The sequence below is a fragment of the Enterobacter cloacae complex sp. P14RS genome (assembly GCF_014895895.1).
GTDB classification, from domain to species: Bacteria; Pseudomonadota; Gammaproteobacteria; order Enterobacterales; family Enterobacteriaceae; genus Enterobacter; species Enterobacter bugandensis.
The window spans coordinates 46,272-68,639 of sequence record NZ_JADBQM010000010.1; the positions used below are offsets into that span (position 1 = coordinate 46,272).

Below are 22,368 nucleotides of genomic sequence, written 5' to 3' on the forward strand. Positions count from 1 at the left end.
CCTGCTACATTCTTTACACCCACATCTGCAAACGAACCCGCCAATGTAACGATGTCTTTTCATTAACCTTTTTTCACACACGCGCACTTTCTGCAGCGTGGATTAAATCGTTTTTGAAAGGAAATCTTCATGAACTCGCTTTTGTATGCGCTTATTGAAGCGCTGCGCTGCCACCGCTGGCTGCGCCTGCTTGCCTGTGCTTTTATCTTTTCTTCGCTGGGAAATGGTTTAACTCAGGTCGTGGTCTTTGGTTTACTGTTAGCGTGGTCGGCCCCGCCCGCCCTGCTCACCCTCGCTTTTCTTTTCGCAACGGTTCCGGGATTTATCGGCAGCGCGATCGGCGAAAAGCTGTGCTCGCGCTATTCTCCAGTATTCCTGCTGCTACTGACCGAGGGGCTGGGATTGCTCGCCCTGCTCTTCCCCCTGCTCGGTGCGGGTTATCACAGTATTGCCTCGCTACTCGCCGTGCAATCCACCGAAGCGCTGCTCAGCGGGATGAGCTGGCCCGCGCTGACATTGCTCTTTAAACGCGGACTTAGCGAAACAGAGCTGCCTGCTGCGACCTGTCTGGAAAATGTGATTTTTGCTTCTCAGGTGTTATTAGGTACTGGACTCGGCGTGGTGCTATTCAAGCAGACCTCCGTGTTTACCTTGCTGGCTATTGATGCCGCCAGTTTTCTCGGGTCGCTGCTGCTGCTGTGGCTGGCTGGGCGGCGGTTTTCTGCGCCATTGCTACCTCTCCCCGGTGAAGAGGCAGCCCCCGCGCCACTGCGCTGGCGGACGTTGACCGTTCGGCAAAAGCGCAGCCTGCTCATTTTGCCGGCGCTGGCGGCCGTCGGCTCACCGGCTATGGCGCTACTTCCGGCCCTGGCGCAGCAGCTCCATCCTCAGGATGCGGCGGGCCTTGCTCTGCCTCTGCTTTTCGCAAGGAGCATGGGACAACTTTGCGGCCCCATGCTGCTAAAAAAAGAGAGCCTGACGCGCTTTGCCGTCCACACGCCGCGAATCATCGTTTGTCTCGGTATTTTTCTTGCCGCTTATGGAATGCTGCCGTTGTTGTCCGGGTGGATGGCATGTGCGCTGGGGATGATCTTTATCGCGCATCTGGCCTCAAACGTTCTCTTCGCAGCCGGCACGTTTGGCGTACTCAGCAGTTTTCATATCACGCAAACCGCGTCAGCCAGCGGTAAAGCCTGGCGCTGGCAAACGCTCAGCGCCTCGCTTTTCACCGGCATTACAGCGATGGTGGCTGTTGGGCTTGGCTCAGTGCTGGCGCTCTATACGGTCTCGTCAGCCGCCCTGCTGTTGGTCGCCCTGATCATGCGTGGGTATCGGGAATAAGACATAAAAAAAACGCCTGCTATAAAAGCAGGCGTTAAAACAGGTCTGTAAGACAACATATTTGGTGCTTCACTCAACGTTATGTCCATGGTGTCTGATGAGGCCGAAGCGACATCTGTCAGTGGACGATAAGCACCGTAAATGGCTCTGCGTCATTCCTGAGTTTATGAGGCACTAAGGCGAACATAAGAGATGGAATGAGCATCTACGCGTATATTATTGCACGTTACGTGCCAGATTTACACGCAGAACTTTTACATGGCGCAACATTTTAAGATAAAAGGAAATTATGCTGTTAAGTAGCCTCTGAAGCTTCATAGCGTATCGGCAAAAGCAGAAATATGTCGCCAGGAAGAGACAGTAAATCCCATAAATAATTATTTATCTTATTTTCAACGGCTTGCATGTCACTGAATCGCGACAATGATACAGGGTACTTTCTGGAGATAACGACAGGGGAGAAAACTTACAGAAAACAAAAAACCCCGCCGAAGCGGGGTTCAAAATTGGTCGGCGAGAGAGGATTCGAACCTCCGACCCACTGGTCCCAAACCAGTTGCGCTACCAAGCTGCGCTACTCGCCGATGTACTGCTTTTTTGAATTTTTAGTTCAATTCATTTAAAAAGTCGTGGTGCGAGGGGGGGGACTCGAACCCCCACATCCGTAAGGACACTAACACCTGAAGCTAGCGCGTCTACCAATTCCGCCACCTTCGCAATTCACAACTCTTTCAATAATGGGGTGGCTAATGGGATTCGAACCCACGACAACTGGAATCACAATCCAGGGCTCTACCAACTGAGCTATAGCCACCACTGTATTCTTTCACGCGGTACTGACTACTTCTCAGACCACCGCAGCTCTAGCGCCGGGAACTAAAATGGCGCGCCCGACAGGATTCGAACCTGAGACCTCTGCCTCCGGAGGGCAGCGCTCTATCCAGCTGAGCTACGGGCGCTTAGCGCCGTTGCGGGGCTGGATATTACGTACCTCCGTCCCCGCTGTCTAGTGCTTTTTTGAAAAAAATGCGCGTTTGGTTATGGTTTGCACATTTTGCCGCTTATTCCTCCACTTTCTGCGTGGTGGCACGGCGACCCAGGCCAAAAAGCTTATACGCGGCCGTCACTGCCGCCAGGAAGATCAGCCCGACAAACAGCGACATGCGGGTATCTTCATTAAAGTACATTCCAATTAATACGCAAATCAGGAACGCCATCGTCAAATAGTTCGCATACGGGAAAAGGATCGAGCGGAACGGATGGCTGGCGATCGCTTTTTTATGCGCATGGCGGAAACGCAGCTGGCTGATGAGGATAACAAACCACGGCACCATGCCCGGCAGCACGCTGGCGCTGTAGACGTAAACAAACACGCGCTGCGGATTAGGGATGATGTAATTCAGGCAGGAGCCAATCAGCAGGATGACAATGGAGACCGCGACGCCCGCTACCGGCACGCCAGCACGTGAGACTTTACTCATTGCCGCAGGCAGCTGGTTATTTTTCGAGAGCGCGTAGAGCATACGGCCACAGCTGTACATCCCGCTGTTACAGCCTGAAAGCGCTGCCGTCAGGACCACAAAGTTGATGATACCCGCTGCTGCTGTAATCCCAATCTTCGCAAAGGTTAATACGAACGGGCTCCCCGTCGTGCCGATTTCGTTCCACGGGAAGATGGTCACAATAACGAAGATTGCGCCCACGTAGAAAATCAGGATGCGCCACAGCACTTTGCCCACCGCGCTACGCAGCGTAACCTGCGGGTTTTTCGCTTCCCCGGCGGTAATCCCGATCAGCTCCACGCCCTGATACGAGGCCACAACAATACACAGCGCCGTCAGGAAGCCCTTCCAGCCGCCGGCGAAGAAGCCGCCGTGTTCAGTCAGGTTGCCAAAGCCGATGGCGTGTCCGCCGTTGCCAAAACCATAGAAAATCACGCCCAGGCCAATAACAATCATCACGATGATGGTGGTTACTTTGATCATCGCAAACCAGAACTCGATTTCACCGTAAAGGCGCACGGCGGCCAGGTTTGCCAGCGCCACCAGCCCCACGGCAATGAGTGCCGGTATCCACTGGACCATGTCCGGGAACCAGAACTGGACGTAAACCCCTATGGCGGTGATTTCAGAGATGCCCACCGCCATCCACATAAACCAGTATGACCAGGCCGTCAGGTAGCCGAAGAACGGGCTCATATAACGGTGTGCGTAAACGGCGAAGGAACCGGTCACCGGCTCCAGAAAGAGCATTTCGCCCATTGAGCGCATGATGAAGAAAACAAACAGCCCGGCGATGATATACGCCAGTAATACGGAAGGGCCTGCCCATTTGAGGGTGCTTGCGGAGCCCATAAACAGGCCAACGCCGATAGTGCCGCCCAGCGCTATCAGTTCGATATGACGAGCTTCCAGCCCACGCTGTAGCTCCGGTTGTTTCTCTGCCATAGATCCTCGATTGTGTTTGCTGTTTCCCGGCTTAATACCGGTTATTGTTTTTTAGGGGTACTAAAATACGGTGCGAATGGTTTCTTAAAATCGGCCAAATGGCAAACGATGCATTAAAAAAATGAATGCATTGCACAAATTATCAGCAGTTTTGCAGGTGAGTTGCAGCGCGAACAGCATATCGCGCTACATTTTGATTACATTTTACCGGTATAGTGCCAGGTGAGGTAGCGAAGCAGTCGAATCTGTCGTTTAATGCGGGTGGGTTGGGAGAGCAGGCGGTAGAGCCACTCCAGCCCCATATTTTGCCAAATCTTCGGCGCGCGCTTCACGTGGCCGGTAAAGACATCGTAGGTGCCGCCGACGCCCATATAAAGCGCATCCGGGCAGACCAGACGGCAGTCGCGCATCAGGATCTCCTGGCGCGGGGACCCCATCGCCACGGTGACGATTTTTGCCCCGCTGTCGCGCACGCGGGCAAACAAAGCCTGCTGGTCTTCAGGCTTGAAGTAACCATTTTGGCTACCAACAATATTAACATTCCATTGACGACGCAGTTTCTCTTCAGTCTCGGCCAGCACCTCAGGCTTACCGCCAATCAGGAACACCGGCGTGCCCTCCGCACCAGCGCGGGCCATAAGCTGCTCCCAGAGATCGGCACCCGCCACGCGAGATACATTAGCGTCAGGATATTTTTTACGGATAGAGCGGACCACGCTGATACCGTCCGCGTATTTAAATTCAGCTGCTTCTATCAGGCTTTTGACTTCGGCGTTATCTTCCACCGCCAGCATCTTTTCCGCATTGATAGCGACCAGCGTACCGGATTTCATCTGCCCGTCGGCGAACAGAAAATCCAGCGCGTGCTGCATGTCGCGCCAGCCAATCAGCTGCAAACCACGAAGCGCATAGCGCGGTGCAGAAGTTTTATCAGTCATTACTTTCCCTACTCAGACTTGCGACAGCGTTGTGCTGCCCTGTGGCTCGCGCTTGTGCACAAGCCCTGCGCTGTCGAACAGCCAGTACAACAGTTTGGCCAGTAACAGGCAGATGCCAAAAACGACCATGAAGAACACCACGCGCGAAACGAACGAGTCCAGCCCCTCGCGCGCCAGAACGATCATATTGAAAATGGCACCAAAGCAGAAACTGTGCAAAATGGCCGCTTTATAGCGGTTGGTCTCTTCGTTACCACGCACGTAAAGCCAGTCAAACCACTTAATAATCAACCCTACGACAAACGCGCCCGGCAGGATAAACCAGCCTCCCCCCATCACCACCAGGGAACCAATCAAGGTTGGCGAGATCGCCAGGCCCGAATGGTTGTTCAGCACTTCCCAGGTAAAATAGTTCGCGGTATTGAGTACTACGCCAGGGCGGTCCGGCCAGAGCCAGCTCGGGATAAAGACGTAGAAATCGCGCACAATCGGCGCCAGCCCCTGGAAATCAATCTTGTCGTAGTTTTGCAGCAACAATGCCAGGTTTTCCCACGGCGAGAAGGTGTCGCGCGTCAGGTAGAGGAACGTGTAAAACGCCTCGTCGCCCGCCACGTTCATCCCGTAGCGCTTCAGCGCCAGCCAGAACATCCCCACAATGCCAAATACCCCTGCCGCAACCAGCATCCACAGCGAGATCCAGCCGCGGATGATGCCGATGAACAGGAAGATAGCGAAAGCGATGATAATGTTGGCACGCGTACCGCCCACGATCATGTAGGTCAGGATACCGAACGCAACCGTACTGACCAGGAAGAACAGCCATGCCTTGCTGTCCTGGCGAAGGAAGAAGATCACCAGCATCGCCGGGATGAAGAAATAGAAGAATCGCTTAAGCGCCACGCCTGAGACTTCAGCCGAAAAAATCTGGCTGTAGGAGTGGAGCTTAAACAGCAGGAAGCCGTTATGCATGAAGAAGATGCCGACGCTAACCAGGGCGATGGTCATGAGCATCACCCACGTCAGATGGGTCTCCACCCGGTTCATGGTAAAGAGCGCCCGACGCGGGGCAGCGGCCTGCGCTGGTCGCAGACGCGTTTTATAGGTGACGTAGTAAACACCATAGAAGCAGGTCGCCGCCAGCAGGGCCTGGAGAAGAATTTCCGGCGGCGCGACGCTCACGTCAAAACGGAAGACCAGAATGCTGGTCAGCGGGAAGCCGAAAAAGAAGGTCAGCAGAAACAGCAACGAGAAGAACACGTTAAAGTTGAAGCGCACCCGGCGGAACTCAAACCAGGTGAGCGTGGCGATAAATAGCGTGCTCAGAAGCCAGACAACCAGTAAGCCGCTAAACTGCAACTGACTCATGCGTTGTCTCCTGAAGCGATACGCAGCGCGCGGTGCCACGGCGTGAGGTAATTCGGGCTGAAAAAGTCGATGCTATTTTTATCCACCAGCGTGAGCTGGCGTTGTGCTTCACGTACCACTTCAACATTCAGCGCGTCTGAGGTGAACAACACCGGAATATGCTGCTCGGCCATGTCCTGCCAGAACGGGTTTTCACGATTAAGCACGCACGGTACACCCGCCTGAATGAGCAGGCACAGCGTACCAATCCCCTGCTGGCGAGCAAAGATGAAATAGCCCAGATCGCATTTTCGCAGCAGCGCAAGATAGTCATCAAACTCCAGCTTTTCGCTGAGAATGTGCAGATTTTCTTCGCTGAATAACGCAAGCCCCTGCTGGCGAACCTCATCAATGTAGGCGTCGTTGTTGGCCGGATAACCCATCGGCACCACCACGTTCACCGTGTCGCCAAACTGCTGGTGTACCGCCCGGAGCGCGGCGACATGTTCGTTACTGCGGTCGCCGGAATTCCCCACCAGCACCGTCAGCTTGCCTTCGCGAACCGCGTCATTCGCCATGGTGTTCAGCGCCGGATCCATACGGGTTGGGAAATAGAGTAGCTCACCGCGCACGTTAGGGTGCTGCTTCGCAAAATAATTCAGATCGCCACGGGTGGCAAAAACGCGGCCCACCCTTCCCTGCGCCATGCGACGCAGCGGATAGAAAAGACGGAATTTCCAGCCGCGCGAGACTTCGTAGAGATCGGCTCCCCAGATATGCCAGCTGCACTGGGAGGGTTTAATTCCCCCGCTGAGCAGAGCCAGCCACAGGCCGGTATTGAACTGCCCGTGGAAAAAGAAACGTTGCTCACGATCCGCTTTGGCTTTGGCAATAACCGCCTTCGCCAGGGTAGCTTTATCCGGCCAGAAGGTGATTGTCAGCGCCGGAAACGCCGCGCTCAGGCCATTATCCTGACCTGCAACCATAAACTCGCGCGCATCAGGATTGCCCGATGCCAGCTCGTCGTTGAAGAACCGCAAAACGGTCTGGTTATGGTGTGGGATATCCGATCCCAGGATGTGAATCAGTGCAGTCATGCGCGTTTACGCCACAATAAAAATACGCCGCAGCAGGCAGCGAAATAAACGATATAGGTTGCCATGTAGGCCTGAGCCGCCCCCAGCGCACCGTGCGCGGGTATCAGCCAGTGCGAAAATGCTGTCAGCAATGCAAACTGGCTAACCTCCGCGAGGATATACAGCCGCAGCGAGGCTTTCGCAATCACCAGATAGCCGAAAACGTAAGCCCCCACTTTCAGCACATCACCCACCAGTTGCCAGGCAAAAAGATCGCGCATGGCGGTAAACTTCGCCGAGAACAGCAGCCAGATGGCGACATCACGCAATAACCAGACGGTCAAACTGGCCGCCGCCACTGCGGGTAATACAAAACGCAGGGAGCGGAAAATTTCGCGGGTAATATCCTGCCTGGACGTCAGACGCGATAAGGTTGGCAGCAAATAAACGCTAAAGGAAGCCGTTATAAACTGGAGGTAAGCATCGGAAATACTGCTTACGCCCTGCCAGATCCCTACCTCATCCCAGCTGTAATGCGCCGCCAGCAGGTTTCGCATCATCACGTAAGCCACTGGCAGCGTGACGGAAGTAATGAGCGCCATCAGGGTAAACTTACCCAGCTGGCTGGCAAGCACCTTGTCCCATTGCGGTTTCAGGTAGCTCAGAGGGATAACGCCCTGGCGCATCAGCATGAACGCCGCAGGCACAACAACCAGTGCCGGAACCAGCGCCAGCCCAAGCAGTGCGCCTTCATAGCCGCCCAGGCGGTAGCAGAAATAATAGGCAATCACGCCGATGACGCTACCCAGGATGAGCGCAAGCGCGTTCCCGGCAGCATCGCGAAAACCTTTCATCAGCGCCAGCAGCAGGTTAGCCCAGGCAATGCCCATCTGGACCAGCGCGACCAGACGCACCAGTCCCTGATAATGGGGGTGCCCGAACAATCCCTGGCTAATGGGTGCCGCGGCCAGCAGAAACACAATCGCCAGCAGGGTCGAAAAGCCCGTGACCATTGCCGACGCGGTGCCCACTACCCTGCGAAGCTGGGCCGCATCATCATGATACTGAGCAACGTATTTGGTCACGCCGTTGAAGATCCCGGCACCGGCCAGCACCCCAAGGACGGTAACAAGCTGGCGGAAGTTGCCCGCCAGCCCGACGCCTGAGGGGCCGAATGAGACGGCCAGCAGCTTGACGACCAGCAGTCCGGCACCAATTTTTACAAGCGTGGACGCGGCGGTCCACACCGATGCTTTTGCCAGAGACATATCAGCCGAAATAGCTCAGAAGGGTATTGATCACCGTACGCTGGTTAACTGGCACGAGGTTGAAGAACAGTGGCAGGCGAAGCAAACGCTCACTTTCTTTCGTGGTGTAACGGTCTTCACCTGCGAACATTCCAAACGCTTCGCCCGCTGGGCTGGAGTGCAGCGGAATATAGTGGAAGACCGCCATAATTTCGGCCTCTTTCAGCCAGGCGATGAGCTGACTGCGATCGTCGTTATCGCGCAGCTTGATGTAAAACATGTGGGCGTTGTGGACGCAATCGGCCGGAATGGTTGGCAGCTCAATGCGTCCGGCTTTTGCCAGCGGCTCAAGCGCATCGTAATAGGTTTGCCACAGGGACAGGCGCTGGAGATTAATTCGCTCTGCCGCTTCCAGCTGTGCCCACAGATACGCTGCCTGCAGGTCGGCCATCAGATAGCTTGAGCCGATATCGCGCCAGGTGTACTTATCAACCTGACCGCGGAAGAATTGGCTGCGGTTGGTGCCTTTTTCACGGATCACTTCCGCACGCTCAACCAGGGCACGATCGTTAATCAACGTCGCACCGCCTTCGCCACCCGCCGTATAGTTTTTCGTTTCGTGGAAGCTGAAGCAGCCGATGTGGCCGATAGTGCCCAGCGCGCGCCCCTTGTAGGTGGACATCACGCCCTGCGCGGCATCTTCTACCACAAACAGGTTGTGCTTTTTGGCGATTGCCATGATGGTGTCCATTTCACAGGCCACGCCCGCGTAGTGAACCGGCACAATCGCACGCGTTTTGTCGGTGATCGCCGCTTCAATCAGCGTCTCATCAATGTTCATGGTGTCCGGGCGGATATCCACAAAGACGATTTTCGCTCCGCGCAGGACAAATGCATTCGCGGTAGATACGAAGGTATAGCTCGGCATGATCACTTCATCACCGGGCTGGATATCCAGCAGCAGGGCCGCCATTTCCAGCGATGCCGTGCAGGACGGGGTCAGCAGCACTTTAGCACTGCGAAAACGCTGCTCCATCCACTGCTGACAGCGACGGGTAAAACCGCCGTCACCGCAGAGTTTGCCGCTGCCCATGGCAGACTGCATATAGTCGAGCTCGGTTCCCACGACGGGTGGTGCGTTAAATGGAATCATCTTGTCACCTGTATAACCAGTAGGCGGTGGCGTCGATGTTGGCACCACTCGCAATATAACGTTTAAGCGCGGCGGTGTTGCCCACCTGGGTCGCCACCCGCAGCGTCTCAACCTGCTGCAGCTGCGACCAGTGCAGCGCCGCCTGCATGAGTTTCTCCCCCATGCCGCGCCCGGCTAATAAGCCAATACGCGCCTCGCGCTCGTTAAGCTTGCGCAGCGAGACAAATCCCTGGATCTGGCCGTTCGCTGCACGGAAAATCAGGCAGACGTGGTCAAAGGTACCTTTGACCGCATTCTCTACCCACTGGGCATAGAAACGTCCGCTATCGTCAGGCGCATACCAGGGCGTGCGAAAGCGGCTTTGCGCAAACGCCCGGGCCGCCATCTGGCGCAGCACAGGAATGTCCTGTTCCGTTGCAATTTCCGCGCCGGACGTATCGTGCCGGGTGAGGGTGATGGAAAGGTCTACCTCGCCTTCAACCAGCTGAAAACCGTGTTGCTGGAGCGCGTCAAGCAGGTCGGCACGGTCCGCCGGGATCTTAGCCTGCACGCGCTGCCAGGCGCTGAAGTCCACTTCCTGCAGGGCGGGCGCATTCTCGCGCCAGCGGACTATCGCCGAGGGGCGGGCAAAAAATGCGCTTTCCCACTCAAGGGATTCCAGCACGCCGTGGAGTGCACTCAACGCCAGACGCCTTTCGTATCAACCACATACTGCTGACGCACTGCATCACCGGACGTCGCTTTAAACTCTTTATGGTCCACCAGCAGCACCAGCACGTCCGCCGTCGCCAGCGCGTCATTGAGCGTCGTCAGCTTGCAGTGCCCCGCCAGTTTTGCCGGCAGTTCATGAATATTTGGCTCGACCACCAGCGTTTCGCCCTTATGCCATTCGGCAATCATCTCAGCAATTTCCATCGCCGGGCTTTCGCGCAGATCGTCAATATTGGGTTTAAATGCCAGACCAAAGCAGGCAATTTTCAGCTCGCTGGCGCGCTTGCCGCTCTCTGCCAGACAATCCGCTACCGTCGCTTTAACCTGATTCAGTACCCAGTGAGGTTTGCTATCGTTCACTTCACGCGCGGTGCGAATCAGGCGCGCCTGCGCCGGGTTCTGCGCCACGATAAACCACGGATCGACGGCGATACAGTGACCGCCCACCCCTGGGCCAGGCTGGAGAATGTTGACGCGCGGATGGCGATTCGCCAGGCGGATTAACTCCCAGACGTTAATCCCCTGATCGGCACAGATCAGCGACAGTTCGTTTGCGAAGGCGATGTTAACGTCACGGAAGCTGTTTTCCGTCAGCTTGCACATCTCGGCGGTGCGGGAGTTGGTTACCACGCATTCGCCTTCCAGGAAAATCTTGTACAGCGCGCTGGCGCGTTCAGAACAGACCGGCGTCATGCCGCCTATCACCCGGTCGTTTTTAATCAGTTCGACCATTACCTGCCCCGGCAGCACGCGCTCCGGGCAGTAGGCGATGTTGATATCCGCCTGCTCACCGGCCTGCTGCGGGAAACGTAAATCAGGACGCGCATCGGCCAGCCACTGCGCCATCTGCTCGGTAGCGCCGACGGGAGAAGTCGACTCCAGAATTACCAGCGCCCCTTTCTTCAGCACGGGGGCAATAGATTTTGCCGCCGCCTCGACGTAGACCATATCGGGCTCGTGGTCGCCTTTAAAGGGCGTTGGAACGGCAATCAGGTAGGCATCCGCTTCCACTGGCGTCGTGCTGGCGCGCAGGAAGCCGCCATCAACCGCCTCTTTCACCACGCGGTCAAGATCGGGCTCCACAATATGAATTTCGCCACGATTAATGGTTTCTACCGCACGTGCGTTGATATCCACACCAACAACCTGCTTTTGACGGGAGGCGAATGCCGCCGCAGTAGGCAAGCCAATGTAGCCAAGACCAATGACAGAGATGGTAGTAAAACTCATAGCGATACCCGATTGTGTTTAAGTGCTTGCAAAATACGGCCACAAGCCTGCCCGTCTCCGTAGGGATTGTGGGCCCGGCTCATCGCCTGATACGCTTCATCGTCGTGCAGAAGGCGCGTGACCTCTTCGACGATGAGCTGTGCGTTGGTGCCGACAAGACGCACTGTCCCGGCTTTAACCGCTTCCGGACGTTCAGTGGTTTCACGCATCACCAGCACCGGCTTGCCAAGAGAGGGCGCTTCTTCCTGAATCCCACCGGAATCGGTGAGGATCAGCCAGGCGTGGTTCATCAGCCAGACAAACGGCATGTAGTCCTGCGGTTCAATCAGCAGGACGTTTTCGATGTGGCCCAGGATGCGGTTGACCGGCTCGCTGACGTTAGGGTTAAGGTGTACCGGATAGACAATTTGCACATCGTCGTTCTGCGCGGCGATTTCAGCCAGCGCGTGACAGATTTGCTCAAAGCCCCGACCAAAGCTTTCGCGACGGTGGCCAGTGACCAGAATGGTTTTTTTGCCGTTATTCAGGAAAGGATAGCGGGCAGCGAGTTCTTTCTGCAGATCGCTGTTTGCCAGCCCGCGATCGCGTACCCAAATCAACGCGTCAATGACCGTATTGCCGGTCACAAAGATGTTGTTATCGGCGACATTTTCACGCAGCAGGTTCTGGCGAGAGTTCTCGGTTGGCGCAAAATGGTACATCGCCAGATGCCCGGTAAGCGTACGGTTGGCCTCTTCCGGCCACGGAGAATAAAGATTGCCGGTGCGCAGACCCGCTTCAACATGGCCGACGGGAATACGCTGGTAAAACGCGGCCAGGCTTGTTGCCATCGTCGTCGTGGTATCCCCGTGCACCAGCACGACGTCGGGCTTGAATGACTCCAGGATCGGCTTGAGCTCTTGCAGAATGCGGCAGGTTATTTCCGTCAACCCTTGTCCTGGCTTCATAATATTGAGGTCGTAATCCGGGACGATGGAAAAGAGGGTTAGGACCTGATCGAGCATCTCACGGTGCTGGGCCGTGACGCAGACCTTCGCTTCAATATCAGGATCGCTGGCCAGCGCATGAACCAGAGGCGCCATCTTAATGGCCTCCGGCCTGGTGCCAAATACGGTAAGTACTTTCACATCGATTCTCTTCGATTAGGCGATGAAGGCCGCAGCCTTCATCGTAAACGGCGTTCTTAGTTTGTACGACGACGCGTTAACGCCACGCCAGCACCAACGAGTGCACCCACAATACCCCACATGATCATCAGGAATGCGCGGCGCGGACTGTCGCGTTTTACAGGTTCTTCAGGCGTTCTCAAATAACGATAGGTCTGAAAACGCGGGTCCAGGGAGGGACCGACATTAAGCGTGTTAAGCATCGCGCGGTTTTGATCGTAGTCGAGATCAAAATCAGGCCCAACGGCCTGCAGGTTTTCCAGACGCGCCTGCAGCATTGGGCGACCAAGAAGGAACATTTCAGAATCAGGCAATTCATCAGCCGGAACATCCGTCTCAGTGCGGGAAATGTTGTGCTGTTCCGCAATTTTCAGCGCCTGCTGAATGTTATGCACGCGGCGCGCAAAAATGGCGTTTGCCACCTCTTCCTGACGTTTGACCTGCGCCTTCATCTGGATAGTGCGGGCTGCCCAGGCGCCTTTAAGCTCTTCATTCAGATGGCTTGCGGCACGCTGGCTGGCAAACGCGACGTACTGGCGCAACAGGTTGTTTGCATCCGGCGCGGTTTCGGCAATCAGCTTGACGCTGTCGTTGACGTTACGCAGCACGTCGCCCGGCATAAACTGAATATTGTTAATCAGATCGTCCAGCAGCGCGGCATCGGCTTTGGTGTTATCAACCCGACGCTGCTTGTAGTAATCCGTCTGGGACCAGAAATCGCGGCGCGTATCCCACGAGGCCAGCTGCATCACAAACTCTTTGTAGGCCTCATCCATAACGGAAGCCTGGTCCGGGGTGGCAAGGCTGGCTTTAATATCCAGGTTTCGCAGGAACTGCTGCTGGGAGTAGTACCCTCCGAGCATGTTAACCGTGGGTCTGTCCGTGATTGCCGTGGCGCTCCACTCCTGTTTTGCAAAGAACGTGTAGGCTAGCGCTAACAGTGCAAACCCCAGCGCGATCCCCACAATCCAAAGTTTGCCTGCCCATAACACGCGAAACAAACCCCGAATGTCCAGCTCATTCTCTGTTACCACTGATTTCGCTCCCGCCAACGGTTGAGTCATCATAGTCCCGGTTTTACTTAGTTAATGTTGTGTTTTTGCTACTGTTACGTCGCATCCTGCGCTTAATACGTTTTATGAATCGCGCCACCTTCCATGCGCGCTTAATGCAGTAGCCGTAGAGAGAAAATGCTAGCAAGAACAATACCAACATGGCCCACTCAGGCACAAAGTGCGTATATTCCGCCGTCACGCCAATCCCCGCTAGAATAGCAGCCGCCAGCGTAATAAGCACAAATGCCTGCCGGGAAGTGAATCCGGCTCGCATGATCAAATGATGAATGTGCTGACGGTCAGCAGAGAATGGACTCATTCCTTTACGCAGGCGGCGATACATAATCGCAACCATATCCATTAAGGGGATGGCAATAATCCATAGCGCCGTTACCGGGCTGATGGGATGCACATCGCCCTGAGTAGTTTCCAGCAAGATCCAAATGACAGTAAAGCCGATAAGCGTGCTACCCGCATCGCCCATGAAGACTTTATAGCGTCGGCCCAATGCGCCGAGATTTAACAGGATATAAGGCAGGATGGCAGCAATCATGGCGAAACACCACATAGCAAGGCTATATTGCCCATCGAACCATAAAATGAAACCAATGGCGGCAAATGAGACGCAGGACAGGCCACCAAGCAAACCATCAATACCGTCAACCATGTTGAACGCGTTAATCGCCACCCACACGGCAAAAAGTGTCAGGAAATAGCCGAATGGGCCGAGTTCCATCTCCCAGGCCCCGAAAATATAGCCCAGGCTACTCAGGTGCAACTTAGCAAACACCATCATTGCAATAGCGACAGCTGCCTGAACGAAAGCGCGAATTTTGACGCTGATGTCGTATCTATCGTCCAGCGCACCAATCACAACAAGAACTGTTGAGCATATGAGATAAAGCCTGACATGCGGAATATAGTAATCTGCAATAGCAAAAGTGAAGCAGATCCCCGCAAAAACAGAGATGCCACCGACCAGAGGGATCATGCCTTGATGACGTTTACGGAAGTTGGGTTTATCCACTAAGCCCAGATATTTTGCAACCTTACGTGCCAGAAACAAAAAGCAGGTGGTAAACAAGAAAATACTGGTTAGTTCAGTAAACGTATCAAGTAGGTTCACAATGGATGTTCTCAACAAATGTTAGTCAAGGAAGTATAACCATCAAGGGGCCGCGCCTGAAGTTATAAAGCAAACCTCTTACAATTCCATTTGTTTATTATTCAAGCTATTAATGTTTTTACTGTGCGAATTATCTTATTGTCGCACTGACCGGTCAAAATTGGGAGTAGGCGATACTAGCGTATAGTCCATAAAAGAAAAACGCCACGTAAAAACGTGGCGTTCGCTGGCTTTATTTACGTTACGAGCGCTTCATCATGTCGAAGAAATCGTCGTTGGTTTTGGTCATCGCCAGTTTGTTAATGAGGAACTCCATCGCGTCAATTTCACCCATTGGATGGATGATTTTGCGCAGGATCCACATTTTCTGCAGCTCTTCCTGCGTGGTGAGCAGTTCTTCCTTACGGGTACCGGAACGGTTGTAGTCGATAGCCGGGAAGACGCGTTTCTCTGCGATTTTACGAGAGAGGTGCAGTTCCATGTTACCTGTACCTTTAAACTCTTCGTAGATAACCTCGTCCATTTTGGAGCCGGTATCGATCAGCGCCGTTGCGATGATGGTCAGGCTACCGCCCTCTTCCACGTTACGTGCCGCACCGAAGAAGCGTTTTGGACGGTGCAGGGCGTTAGCGTCCACACCACCGGTCAACACTTTACCGGAAGCTGGCACCACGGTGTTGTAGGCACGCGCCAGACGGGTGATGGAGTCAAGCAGGATGATCACGTCTTTCTTGTGCTCAACCAGGCGTTTCGCCTTCTCGATAACCATTTCCGCAACCTGAACGTGGCGAGATGCTGGCTCGTCGAAGGTAGAAGCAACCACTTCACCTTTAACCAGACGCTGCATCTCGGTCACTTCTTCCGGACGTTCGTCAATCAGCAGCACCATCAGCACGCAGTCTGGGTGGTTGTAGGCAATGCTCTGCGCGATGTTCTGCAGCAGCATGGTTTTACCCGCTTTCGGCGGGGCCACAATCAGACCACGCTGGCCGCGACCGATTGGCGATGCCAGATCCAGGACACGCGCGGTTAAGTCTTCGGTAGAACCGTTACCACGCTCCATGCGCAGGCGAGAGTTCGCGTGCAGAGGCGTTAAGTTCTCAAAGAGGATCTTGTTACGCGAGTTTTCTGGTTTATCGAAGTTAACTTCATTGACTTTCAACAGCGCAAAGTAGCGTTCACCCTCTTTAGGAGGACGAATCTTACCTGAAATGGTGTCACCAGTGCGGAGGTTGAAACGGCGGATTTGGCTGGGGGATACGTAGATGTCGTCAGGGCCGGCGAGGTAGGAGCTGTCTGCAGAGCGGAGGAAACCAAATCCGTCTTGCAATATCTCCAGCACACCGTCGCCAAAGATATCTTCGCCACTCTTAGCGTGCTGCTTCAGGATGGCGAAAATGATGTCCTGCTTGCGCATACGAGCCTGGTTTTCCAGTCCCATATTTTCGCCGAGAGTGATCAGCTCAGAAACCGGCGTATTCTTTAATTCGGTAAGATTCATAATGGTGTGGGTTCTTAAACTCGGAGTGATTCTCGAACTTAATGTTGTGAATGGTATGGCAGGGTCATCCATGCCTGTTTAGCGGCCATCACCTCATGTCTGTTCGCTGTCTGGTCACAGGGAAAGAACGCAGAACTGAAACGACAAGACGGATTGAGTGACAAGCCCGGAATTTAGCCACTTCACGCATTGTTCATGTCAACAAAGGGAAGTATCGGGTAAAACAAGATTCAAACAATAGATATGTTTAAAACGAAGTCATAGCTAACTTAGCACGACTTCAGCCGGGCGTCCAGAGTTCCACATCATTTAGCCGGGGGCTCTGGACGCACAGCGGAGAAACCTTACGCCAGGTTAGCGTCCAGGAACTCTTTCAGCTGACCTTTGGACAGCGCGCCCACTTTGGTCGCCGCCACTTCGCCGTTTTTGAACAGCAGAAGGGTCGGGATGCCACGGATACCGTATTTCGGTGCGGTGCCCGGGTTCTGGTCGATGTTCAGCTTGGCAACCGTCAGTTTGCCCTGATATTCGTCAGCGATCTCATCCAGAATCGGGGCGATCATTTTGCAAGGACCACACCATTCAGCCCAGAAATCGACGAGGATCAGCCCGTCAGCCTTAAGTACGTCCGTGTCAAAACTGTCGTCAGTCAGGTGAATAATTTTATCGCTCATATATAACTCCACAGGAATAAGCCTGGTACGTTGGTTTTGTCTCCACCAACGACGTGTTGATGTCGCATTAACCAACTAAAGGTTGACTTTATTTCACCGGATACGCTTTCGTAAAGCAATAGTAAGCTGATATTCTACCACACTATGAGCAAAACACATTTAACAGAACAGAAGTTTTCCGACTTCGCCCTGCACCCAAAAGTGATCGAAGCCCTTGAAACAAAAGGGTTTCATAACTGCACGCCCATTCAGGCTCTCGCCCTGCCGCTGACGCTGGCCGGTCGCGATGTTGCAGGGCAGGCGCAAACCGGTACCGGCAAAACGATGGCGTTTTTAACGTCAACGTTCCATTATTTACTTTCTCACCCAGCGATTGCAGACCGCAAAGTTAACCAGCCGCGCGCGCTAATTATGGCCCCGACGCGAGAACTGGCGGTACAGATCCATGCAGACGCTGAACCCCTGGCACAGGCTACTGGCCTGAAGCTTGGCCTGGCCTATGGCGGCGACGGCTACGATAAGCAGCTGAAAGTGCTGGAAAGCGGCGTGGATATCCTGATTGGGACCACCGGCCGTCTTATCGACTACGCCAAACAGAACCATATCAACCTCGGTGCCATCCAGGTTGTGGTGCTTGATGAAGCTGACCGCATGTACGATCTGGGCTTCATTAAAGATATCCGCTGGCTGTTCCGCCGCATGCCGCCGGCAAATCAGCGCCTGAACATGCTGTTCTCTGCCACCCTTTCTTATCGCGTACGCGAACTGGCGTTCGAGCAGATGAACAACGCCGAGTATGTGGAAGTGGAGCCGGAGCAGAAAACGGGCCACCGCATTAAAGAAGAGCTCTTCTATCCTTCCAATGAAGAGAAAATGCGTCTGCTGCAAACGTTGATCGAAGAAGAGTGGCCCGATCGCGCCATTATCTTCGCGAACACTAAACACCGCTGTGAAGACATCTGGGGCCATCTGGCTGCCGACGGTCACCGTGTTGGCCTGTTGACCGGCGACGTGGCGCAGAAAAAACGCCTTCGTATCCTCGACGAGTTCACCCGTGGCGATCTTGATATTCTGGTCGCAACCGATGTGGCGGCACGTGGTTTACACATTCCAGCCGTGACGCACGTCTTTAACTACGATCTGCCAGACGACTGCGAAGACTACGTACACCGTATCGGTCGTACTGGTCGTGCGGGCGCAAGCGGTCACTCGATTAGCCTTGCGTGTGAAGAGTATGCGCTGAATCTTCCAGCCATTGAGACCTACATCGGTCACTCTATTCCGCAGAGTAAATACAATCCGGAAGCGCTGTTAAGCGAACTGCCGCCGCCTAAGCGTCTTTCCCGCCCGCGCTCCGGCAATGGTCCGCGTCGTTCAGGCGGCGCACCGCGTAATCGTCGTCGTTCAGGTTAATACATTATGCTCAGCTCCACCTTGCTCTATGCGGCAATTGATCTCGGTTCGAATAGTTTTCATATGCTGGTTGTGCGTGAGGTGGCGGGAAGCATACAAACGCTGACGCGCATTAAGCGCAAGGTCCGCCTCGCGGCGGGCCTGAGCAGTGATAATTACCTCTCACCTGAAGCCATGGAACGTGGCTGGCAATGCCTGCGGCTCTTTGCTGAGCGTCTGCAGGATATCCCGCATGCTCAAATCACCGTTGTCGCCACAGCGACGCTCAGACTGGCGGTTAACGCCGTAGATTTTATTGCCAAAGCGCAGGAAATTCTGGGGTGTCCGGTTCAGGTTATCAGCGGTGAAGAAGAAGCACGCCTGATCTACCAGGGCGTTGCCCACACCACCGGGGGTGACGATCGCCGTCTGGTGGTGGATATCGGCGGTGCCAGTACCGAACTGGTAACCGGCACCGGCGCGCAGGCGACGTCGCTGTTCAGCCTGTCGATGGGCTGCGTAACCTGGCTTGAACGTTACTTTACTGACCGGAATCTGGGTAAAGAGAACTTCGACGAGGCGGAAAACGCCGCGCGCGCAGTGCTACGCCCGGTAATGGACGAACTGCGCTATCACGGCTGGAAAGTCTGCGTCGGGGCTTCGGGTACCGTGCAGGCACTGCAGGAAATCATGATGGCGCAGGGCATGGACGAGCGGATCACGCTTGCCAAACTTCAGCAGCTTAAACAGCGTGCCATTCAGTGCGGACGTCTGGAAGAGCTGGAAATTGAAGGCCTGACGCTGGAACGTGCCCTGGTTTTCCCAAGCGGGCTGGCCATTCTGATCGCCATATTCACCGAACTTAATATCCAGTGTATGACCCTGGCCGGCGGCGCGCTGCGCGAAGGTCTGGTCTACGGGATGCTGCATCTGTCGGTGGATCAGGACATCCGCAACCGTACGCTGCGCAACGTCCAGCGTCGTTTTCTGGTTGATATCGATCAGGCTGGCCGCGTATCACAGCTGGCATCACGCTTTGCCGACCAGGTCGCTAACGCCTGGGATCTTGATCATCTGAGCCGCGATTTATTGCTGAGCGCCTGTGCGCTGCACGAGGTGGGGCTCAGTATAGATTTTAAGCAGGCACCTGCTCACGCAGCGTATCTGGTGCGCAACCTGGATTTGCCGGGCTACACGCCCGCACAGAAAAAGCTGCTGGCAACGCTGCTGCTGAACCAGACCAACGCCGTCGATCTCTCCTCTTTGCATCAGCAAAATGCCGTACCGCCGCGCGTGGCCGAGCATCTGTGTCGCCTGCTGCGTCTGGCAATTCTGTTTGCCAGCCGCCGCCGCGATGATTTATTACCCGCCATTAATCTGCTAGCCGATGATGAGAAGCTGACGCTGACGCTGCCGGAAAACTGGATTGAGAATCACCCGCTTGGGGCAGAGATGATCGAGCAGGAGTGCCAGTGGCAGAGCTATGTGCACTGGGTGCTTGAGGTGAAGTAATACGCTGAACACTGCCGGGTGGCGGCTTCGCCTTACCCCGGCCTACTCATCATTATCCCTTCTCTTTGGCTTTTGCCAGCATGGCGCGAATGTTCGCCACGTTAGCCTGCCCTTTGTGCATCCGCTCTTCCGCGGTAATCACTTTGCGCTCCTGTTCCCAGATCAGATCGTCCTGCGGCAGTTCCAGCAGGAAACGGCTGGGTTCCGGGCGCACGAGTTCACCGTACTGACGGCGCTCTTTACAGAGCGTGAACGTCAGCTCCTTTTGCGCGCGGGTGATCCCCACGTAGGCCAGACGGCGCTCCTCGTCGACATTATCTTCATCAATGCTGCTCTGGTGCGGCAATAAACCTTCTTCCATACCGACCAGATACACATACGGGAACTCCAGCCCTTTTGACGCATGCAGCGTCATCAGCTGAACCTGGTCGGCCTCTTCTTCGCTCTCGCCGCGCTCCATCATGTCGCGCAGGGTAAAGCGGGTGACCACCTGCGTTAACGTCATCGGCTCATCTATCTCAGAGCCTTCCAGCATTTCGGTCATCCAGCTAAAAAGCTGGTTAACGTTTTTCATACGCATTTCTGCCGCTTTCGGGCTGGCAGAGGTTTCGTACAGCCAGGATTCGTAGTCAATGCCGTGGATCAGATCGCGTACCGCCGCCACGGGCTCGCGCTCAGCCAGGCGCTGCACTTCACCCAGCCAGTGGGTGAAGCGGGTTAAATTATCATACCCGCGCCCCGTCAGCGTCTGGCTCAGCCCCATATCAAAGCTGGCGGTAAACAGGCTCTTATTGCGGGTCATCGCCCATTCGCCTAGCTTTTGCAGCGTCGCCGGACCAATCTCGCGCTTTGGTGTATTCACGATGCGCAGAAACGCGCTGTCGTCATCCGGGTTCGTGAGCACGCGCAGATAGGCCAGCAGATCTTTAATTTCTGGCCGCGAGAAGAACGAAGTGCCGCCGGAAATTTTGTACGGAATGCGGTTCTGCATCAGCATCTTTTCAAAGACGCGCGACTGGTGATTGCCGCGATAGAGGATCGCGTAATCCTTGTATTCGGTTTTATTGACGAAGTGGTGGGCGATCAGTTCACCCGTCACGCGCTCCGCCTCATGCTCTTCATTATTGGCGCTGAGCACCTTCAGCTCCGTACCGTAGCCAAGCTCGGAGAAGAGACGCTTTTCAAAAACGTGCGGGTTATTGGCAATCAGGATGTTTGCCGCCTTCAGGATGCGCCCGGAGGAACGGTAGTTCTGCTCCAGCTTAATCACCTGCAGCGCGGGGAAATCTTTGCTCAGAAGCACCAGGTTTTGCGGGCGTGCGCCGCGCCAGGAGTAAATTGACTGGTCATCATCGCCAACCACGGTGAAGCGCGCGCGCTGCCCCACCAGCAGCTTCACCAGCTCGTACTGGCTGGTGTTGGTGTCCTGATATTCATCCACCAGCAGGTAGCGGATTTTATTCTGCCAGCGCTCGCGCACCTCTTCATTTCGCTGTAAAAGCAGCGTCGGCAAGAGGATCAGATCGTCGAAGTCCAGCACGTTGCACGCTTTCATGTGCGCGTCGTACAGACCATAGCAATGGGCAAAGATCCGATCCCGTTCGCCTTTGGCGATCGCCGCAGCCTGGGCCGGGGTCATCAGATCGTTTTTCCAGTTCGAGATCGTTGAGATCAGCTGCTGCAACAGCACCTTATCATCCTCGATCAGCCCCTCGGTGAGCTCTTTGAGCAACGCCACCTGGTCGGTGTCATCGAACAGCGAAAAGTTGGATTTCATCCCCAGCGCGGCGTATTCACGTTTAATGATATCCAGCCCCAGCGTGTGGAAGGTAGAGATCATCAGCCCGCGCGCCTCTTTGCGCCCCAGCGTCTGGCCAACACGCTCTTTCATCTCGCGCGCCGCTTTGTTGGTAAAGGTAACCGCCGCAATGTGGCGGGCCTGATAGCCGCAGCCGCGGATCAGGTGCGCAATCTTATTGGTGATGACGCGCGTTTTACCGGATCCTGCACCCGCCAGCACCAGACACGGTCCGGTTACAAATTCGACGGCTTGTTGTTGTCCGGGATTTAGACGCATAAATGATCGCTCAATGAAAGTCAGGAGGGGAGAATAACAGCGTGGTAGTATAGCGAGCCTAATCCATACCACTCAAGGCACGATCATGGCAAAAACAGCAGCAGCACTGCATATTCTTGTTAAAGAAGAGAAACTGGCTCTGGATCTTCTGGAGCAGATCAAAAACGGCGCCGACTTCGGCAAGCTGGCGAAGAAGCACTCTATTTGCCCGTCCGGCAAGCGTGGCGGCGATTTAGGCGAATTCCGTCAAGGCCAGATGGTTCCGGCGTTCGATAAAGTGGTCTTCTCCTGCCCGGTGCTGGAGCCAACCGGTCCGCTGCATACCCAGTTCGGTTATCACATTATTAAAGTGCTGTATCGCAAATAAAAAAGCCGGGT

The 22,368-nt window shown here is 54.9% G+C and carries 18 protein-coding genes and 4 tRNA genes; 4 read left to right on the forward strand and 18 right to left on the reverse strand.

Annotation, left to right across the window (positions count from 1 at the left end; translation table 11 throughout):
* Positions 1–129 precede the first annotated feature (129 nt).
* Positions 130–1,341 carry an MFS transporter gene (locus IM295_RS09120; RefSeq protein WP_193066575.1) on the forward strand — a complete coding sequence of 404 codons (1,212 nt, stop codon included), beginning with the start codon at positions 130–132 and terminating at the stop codon, positions 1,339–1,341.
* A 507-nt stretch (positions 1,342–1,848) separates the two neighbouring features.
* On the opposite strand, the gene IM295_RS09125 is transcribed toward IM295_RS09120, so the two are convergent.
* The 17 genes from IM295_RS09125 to trxA form a co-directional block, all read right to left on the reverse strand.
* Positions 1,849–1,925, reverse strand: a tRNA-Pro gene (locus IM295_RS09125).
* Positions 1,926–1,971: 46 nt separating this feature from the next.
* Positions 1,972–2,058 (reverse strand) — tRNA-Leu (locus IM295_RS09130).
* A gap of 21 nt (positions 2,059–2,079) precedes the next feature.
* A tRNA-His gene (locus IM295_RS09135) sits at positions 2,080–2,155 on the reverse strand.
* A gap of 68 nt (positions 2,156–2,223) precedes the next feature.
* Positions 2,224–2,300 (reverse strand) — tRNA-Arg (locus tag IM295_RS09140).
* A gap of 102 nt (positions 2,301–2,402) precedes the next feature.
* On the reverse strand, positions 2,403–3,788 hold the full coding sequence (locus IM295_RS09145) for an amino acid permease (protein WP_041911824.1): 1,386 nt from the start codon (positions 3,786–3,788) through the stop codon (positions 2,403–2,405).
* A gap of 197 nt (positions 3,789–3,985) precedes the next feature.
* Entirely contained in the window at positions 3,986–4,726 is a 741-nt protein-coding gene (wecG, locus tag IM295_RS09150) for a lipopolysaccharide N-acetylmannosaminouronosyltransferase (RefSeq protein WP_045631338.1), read from the reverse strand.
* A gap of 12 nt (positions 4,727–4,738) precedes the next feature.
* Positions 4,739–6,091, reverse strand: a complete 1,353-nt coding sequence (wzyE, locus tag IM295_RS09155; protein WP_028014806.1) for an ECA oligosaccharide polymerase — start codon at positions 6,089–6,091, stop codon at positions 4,739–4,741.
* Positions 6,088–7,167, reverse strand: coding sequence for a TDP-N-acetylfucosamine:lipid II N-acetylfucosaminyltransferase (locus IM295_RS09160; RefSeq protein WP_041911821.1), 1,080 nt, complete (start codon positions 7,165–7,167; stop codon positions 6,088–6,090). The genes wzyE and IM295_RS09160 overlap by 4 nt, the downstream gene beginning before the upstream one ends.
* Complete coding sequence (gene wzxE / locus IM295_RS09165; protein WP_063155587.1) at positions 7,164–8,414, reverse strand: lipid III flippase WzxE; 1,251 nt, start codon at positions 8,412–8,414, stop codon at positions 7,164–7,166. The genes IM295_RS09160 and wzxE overlap by 4 nt, the downstream gene beginning before the upstream one ends.
* Position 8,415: 1 nt before the next feature.
* The gene (gene rffA, locus IM295_RS09170; protein ID WP_193066576.1) at positions 8,416–9,546 is read right to left on the reverse strand and encodes a dTDP-4-amino-4,6-dideoxygalactose transaminase; all 1,131 of its coding nucleotides are present in this window, start codon (positions 9,544–9,546) and stop codon (positions 8,416–8,418) included.
* 4 nt (positions 9,547–9,550) lie between these two features.
* Positions 9,551–10,228 carry a dTDP-4-amino-4,6-dideoxy-D-galactose acyltransferase gene (gene rffC, locus IM295_RS09175; RefSeq protein WP_193066577.1) on the reverse strand — a complete coding sequence of 226 codons (678 nt, stop codon included), beginning with the start codon at positions 10,226–10,228 and terminating at the stop codon, positions 9,551–9,553.
* Positions 10,225–11,487 (reverse strand): UDP-N-acetyl-D-mannosamine dehydrogenase, encoded by a 1,263-nt coding sequence (gene wecC / locus IM295_RS09180; RefSeq protein WP_063944145.1) that lies wholly within the window; start codon positions 11,485–11,487, stop codon positions 10,225–10,227. Before wecC ends, rffC begins: the two co-directional genes overlap by 4 nt.
* Positions 11,484–12,614, reverse strand: a complete 1,131-nt coding sequence (gene wecB / locus IM295_RS09185; protein ID WP_193066578.1) for a non-hydrolyzing UDP-N-acetylglucosamine 2-epimerase — start codon at positions 12,612–12,614, stop codon at positions 11,484–11,486. The genes wecC and wecB overlap by 4 nt, the downstream gene beginning before the upstream one ends.
* 56 nt (positions 12,615–12,670) lie before the next feature.
* Positions 12,671–13,717 carry an ECA polysaccharide chain length modulation protein gene (wzzE, locus tag IM295_RS09190; RefSeq protein ID WP_047362658.1) on the reverse strand — a complete coding sequence of 349 codons (1,047 nt, stop codon included), beginning with the start codon at positions 13,715–13,717 and terminating at the stop codon, positions 12,671–12,673.
* A 13-nt stretch (positions 13,718–13,730) separates the two neighbouring features.
* Entirely contained in the window at positions 13,731–14,834 is a 1,104-nt protein-coding gene (gene wecA / locus IM295_RS09195; RefSeq protein WP_193066579.1) for a UDP-N-acetylglucosamine--undecaprenyl-phosphate N-acetylglucosaminephosphotransferase, read from the reverse strand.
* 241 nt (positions 14,835–15,075) lie between these two features.
* Positions 15,076–16,335, reverse strand: coding sequence for a transcription termination factor Rho (rho, locus tag IM295_RS09200; protein ID WP_008501566.1), 1,260 nt, complete (start codon positions 16,333–16,335; stop codon positions 15,076–15,078).
* A gap of 344 nt (positions 16,336–16,679) precedes the next feature.
* Positions 16,680–17,009: a thioredoxin TrxA gene (gene trxA / locus IM295_RS09205; RefSeq protein WP_006179218.1), complete on the reverse strand. Its 330-nt coding sequence runs from the start codon at positions 17,007–17,009 to the stop codon at positions 16,680–16,682.
* Positions 17,010–17,153: 144 nt separating this feature from the next.
* Here trxA and rhlB point away from each other — a divergent pair, with 144 nt between their 5' ends.
* Together rhlB and gppA are read left to right on the forward strand one after the other, a co-directional pair.
* On the forward strand, positions 17,154–18,422 hold the full coding sequence (gene rhlB / locus IM295_RS09210; protein ID WP_028014815.1) for an ATP-dependent RNA helicase RhlB: 1,269 nt from the start codon (positions 17,154–17,156) through the stop codon (positions 18,420–18,422).
* A 6-nt stretch (positions 18,423–18,428) separates the two neighbouring features.
* Positions 18,429–19,913 carry a guanosine-5'-triphosphate,3'-diphosphate diphosphatase gene (gene gppA / locus IM295_RS09215; protein WP_193066580.1) on the forward strand — a complete coding sequence of 495 codons (1,485 nt, stop codon included), beginning with the start codon at positions 18,429–18,431 and terminating at the stop codon, positions 19,911–19,913.
* 52 nt (positions 19,914–19,965) lie between these two features.
* Here the strand turns inward: gppA and rep are convergent, their stop codons facing one another.
* The gene (rep, locus tag IM295_RS09220) at positions 19,966–21,990 is read right to left on the reverse strand and encodes a DNA helicase Rep (RefSeq protein ID WP_028014817.1); all 2,025 of its coding nucleotides are present in this window, start codon (positions 21,988–21,990) and stop codon (positions 19,966–19,968) included.
* An 85-nt stretch (positions 21,991–22,075) separates the two neighbouring features.
* On the opposite strand from rep, the gene ppiC reads away from it, so the two are divergent.
* A complete protein-coding gene (gene ppiC / locus IM295_RS09225; protein ID WP_004886861.1) occupies positions 22,076–22,357 on the forward strand; it encodes a peptidylprolyl isomerase PpiC in 282 nt (93 codons plus the stop codon).
* Positions 22,358–22,368 lie beyond the last annotated feature (11 nt).

Bases quoted from the DNA above. Each gene is read 5' to 3' on its own strand.
- IM295_RS09145 (WP_041911824.1), bottom strand. From the start codon at position 3,788: ATGGCAGAGAAACAACCGGAGCTACAGCGTGGGCTGGAAGCTCGTCAT.
- IM295_RS09120 (WP_193066575.1), top strand. From the start codon at position 130: ATGAACTCGCTTTTGTATGCGCTTATTGAAGCGCTGCGCTGCCACCGC.
- wzyE (WP_028014806.1), bottom strand. From the start codon at position 6,091: ATGAGTCAGTTGCAGTTTAGCGGCTTACTGGTTGTCTGGCTTCTGAGC.
- ppiC (WP_004886861.1), top strand. From the start codon at position 22,076: ATGGCAAAAACAGCAGCAGCACTGCATATTCTTGTTAAAGAAGAGAAA.
- wecC (WP_063944145.1), bottom strand. From the start codon at position 11,487: ATGAGTTTTACTACCATCTCTGTCATTGGTCTTGGCTACATTGGCTTG.
- IM295_RS09160 (WP_041911821.1), bottom strand. From the start codon at position 7,167: ATGACTGCACTGATTCACATCCTGGGATCGGATATCCCACACCATAAC.
- wzxE (WP_063155587.1), bottom strand. From the start codon at position 8,414: ATGTCTCTGGCAAAAGCATCGGTGTGGACCGCCGCGTCCACGCTTGTA.
- rep (WP_028014817.1), bottom strand. From the start codon at position 21,990: ATGCGTCTAAATCCCGGACAACAACAAGCCGTCGAATTTGTAACCGGA.
- rho (WP_008501566.1), bottom strand. From the start codon at position 16,335: ATGAATCTTACCGAATTAAAGAATACGCCGGTTTCTGAGCTGATCACT.
- gppA (WP_193066580.1), top strand. From the start codon at position 18,429: ATGCTCAGCTCCACCTTGCTCTATGCGGCAATTGATCTCGGTTCGAAT.
- rhlB (WP_028014815.1), top strand. From the start codon at position 17,154: ATGAGCAAAACACATTTAACAGAACAGAAGTTTTCCGACTTCGCCCTG.
- wzzE (WP_047362658.1), bottom strand. From the start codon at position 13,717: ATGACTCAACCGTTGGCGGGAGCGAAATCAGTGGTAACAGAGAATGAG.
- wecG (WP_045631338.1), bottom strand. From the start codon at position 4,726: ATGACTGATAAAACTTCTGCACCGCGCTATGCGCTTCGTGGTTTGCAG.
- trxA (WP_006179218.1), bottom strand. From the start codon at position 17,009: ATGAGCGATAAAATTATTCACCTGACTGACGACAGTTTTGACACGGAC.
- rffA (WP_193066576.1), bottom strand. From the start codon at position 9,546: ATGATTCCATTTAACGCACCACCCGTCGTGGGAACCGAGCTCGACTAT.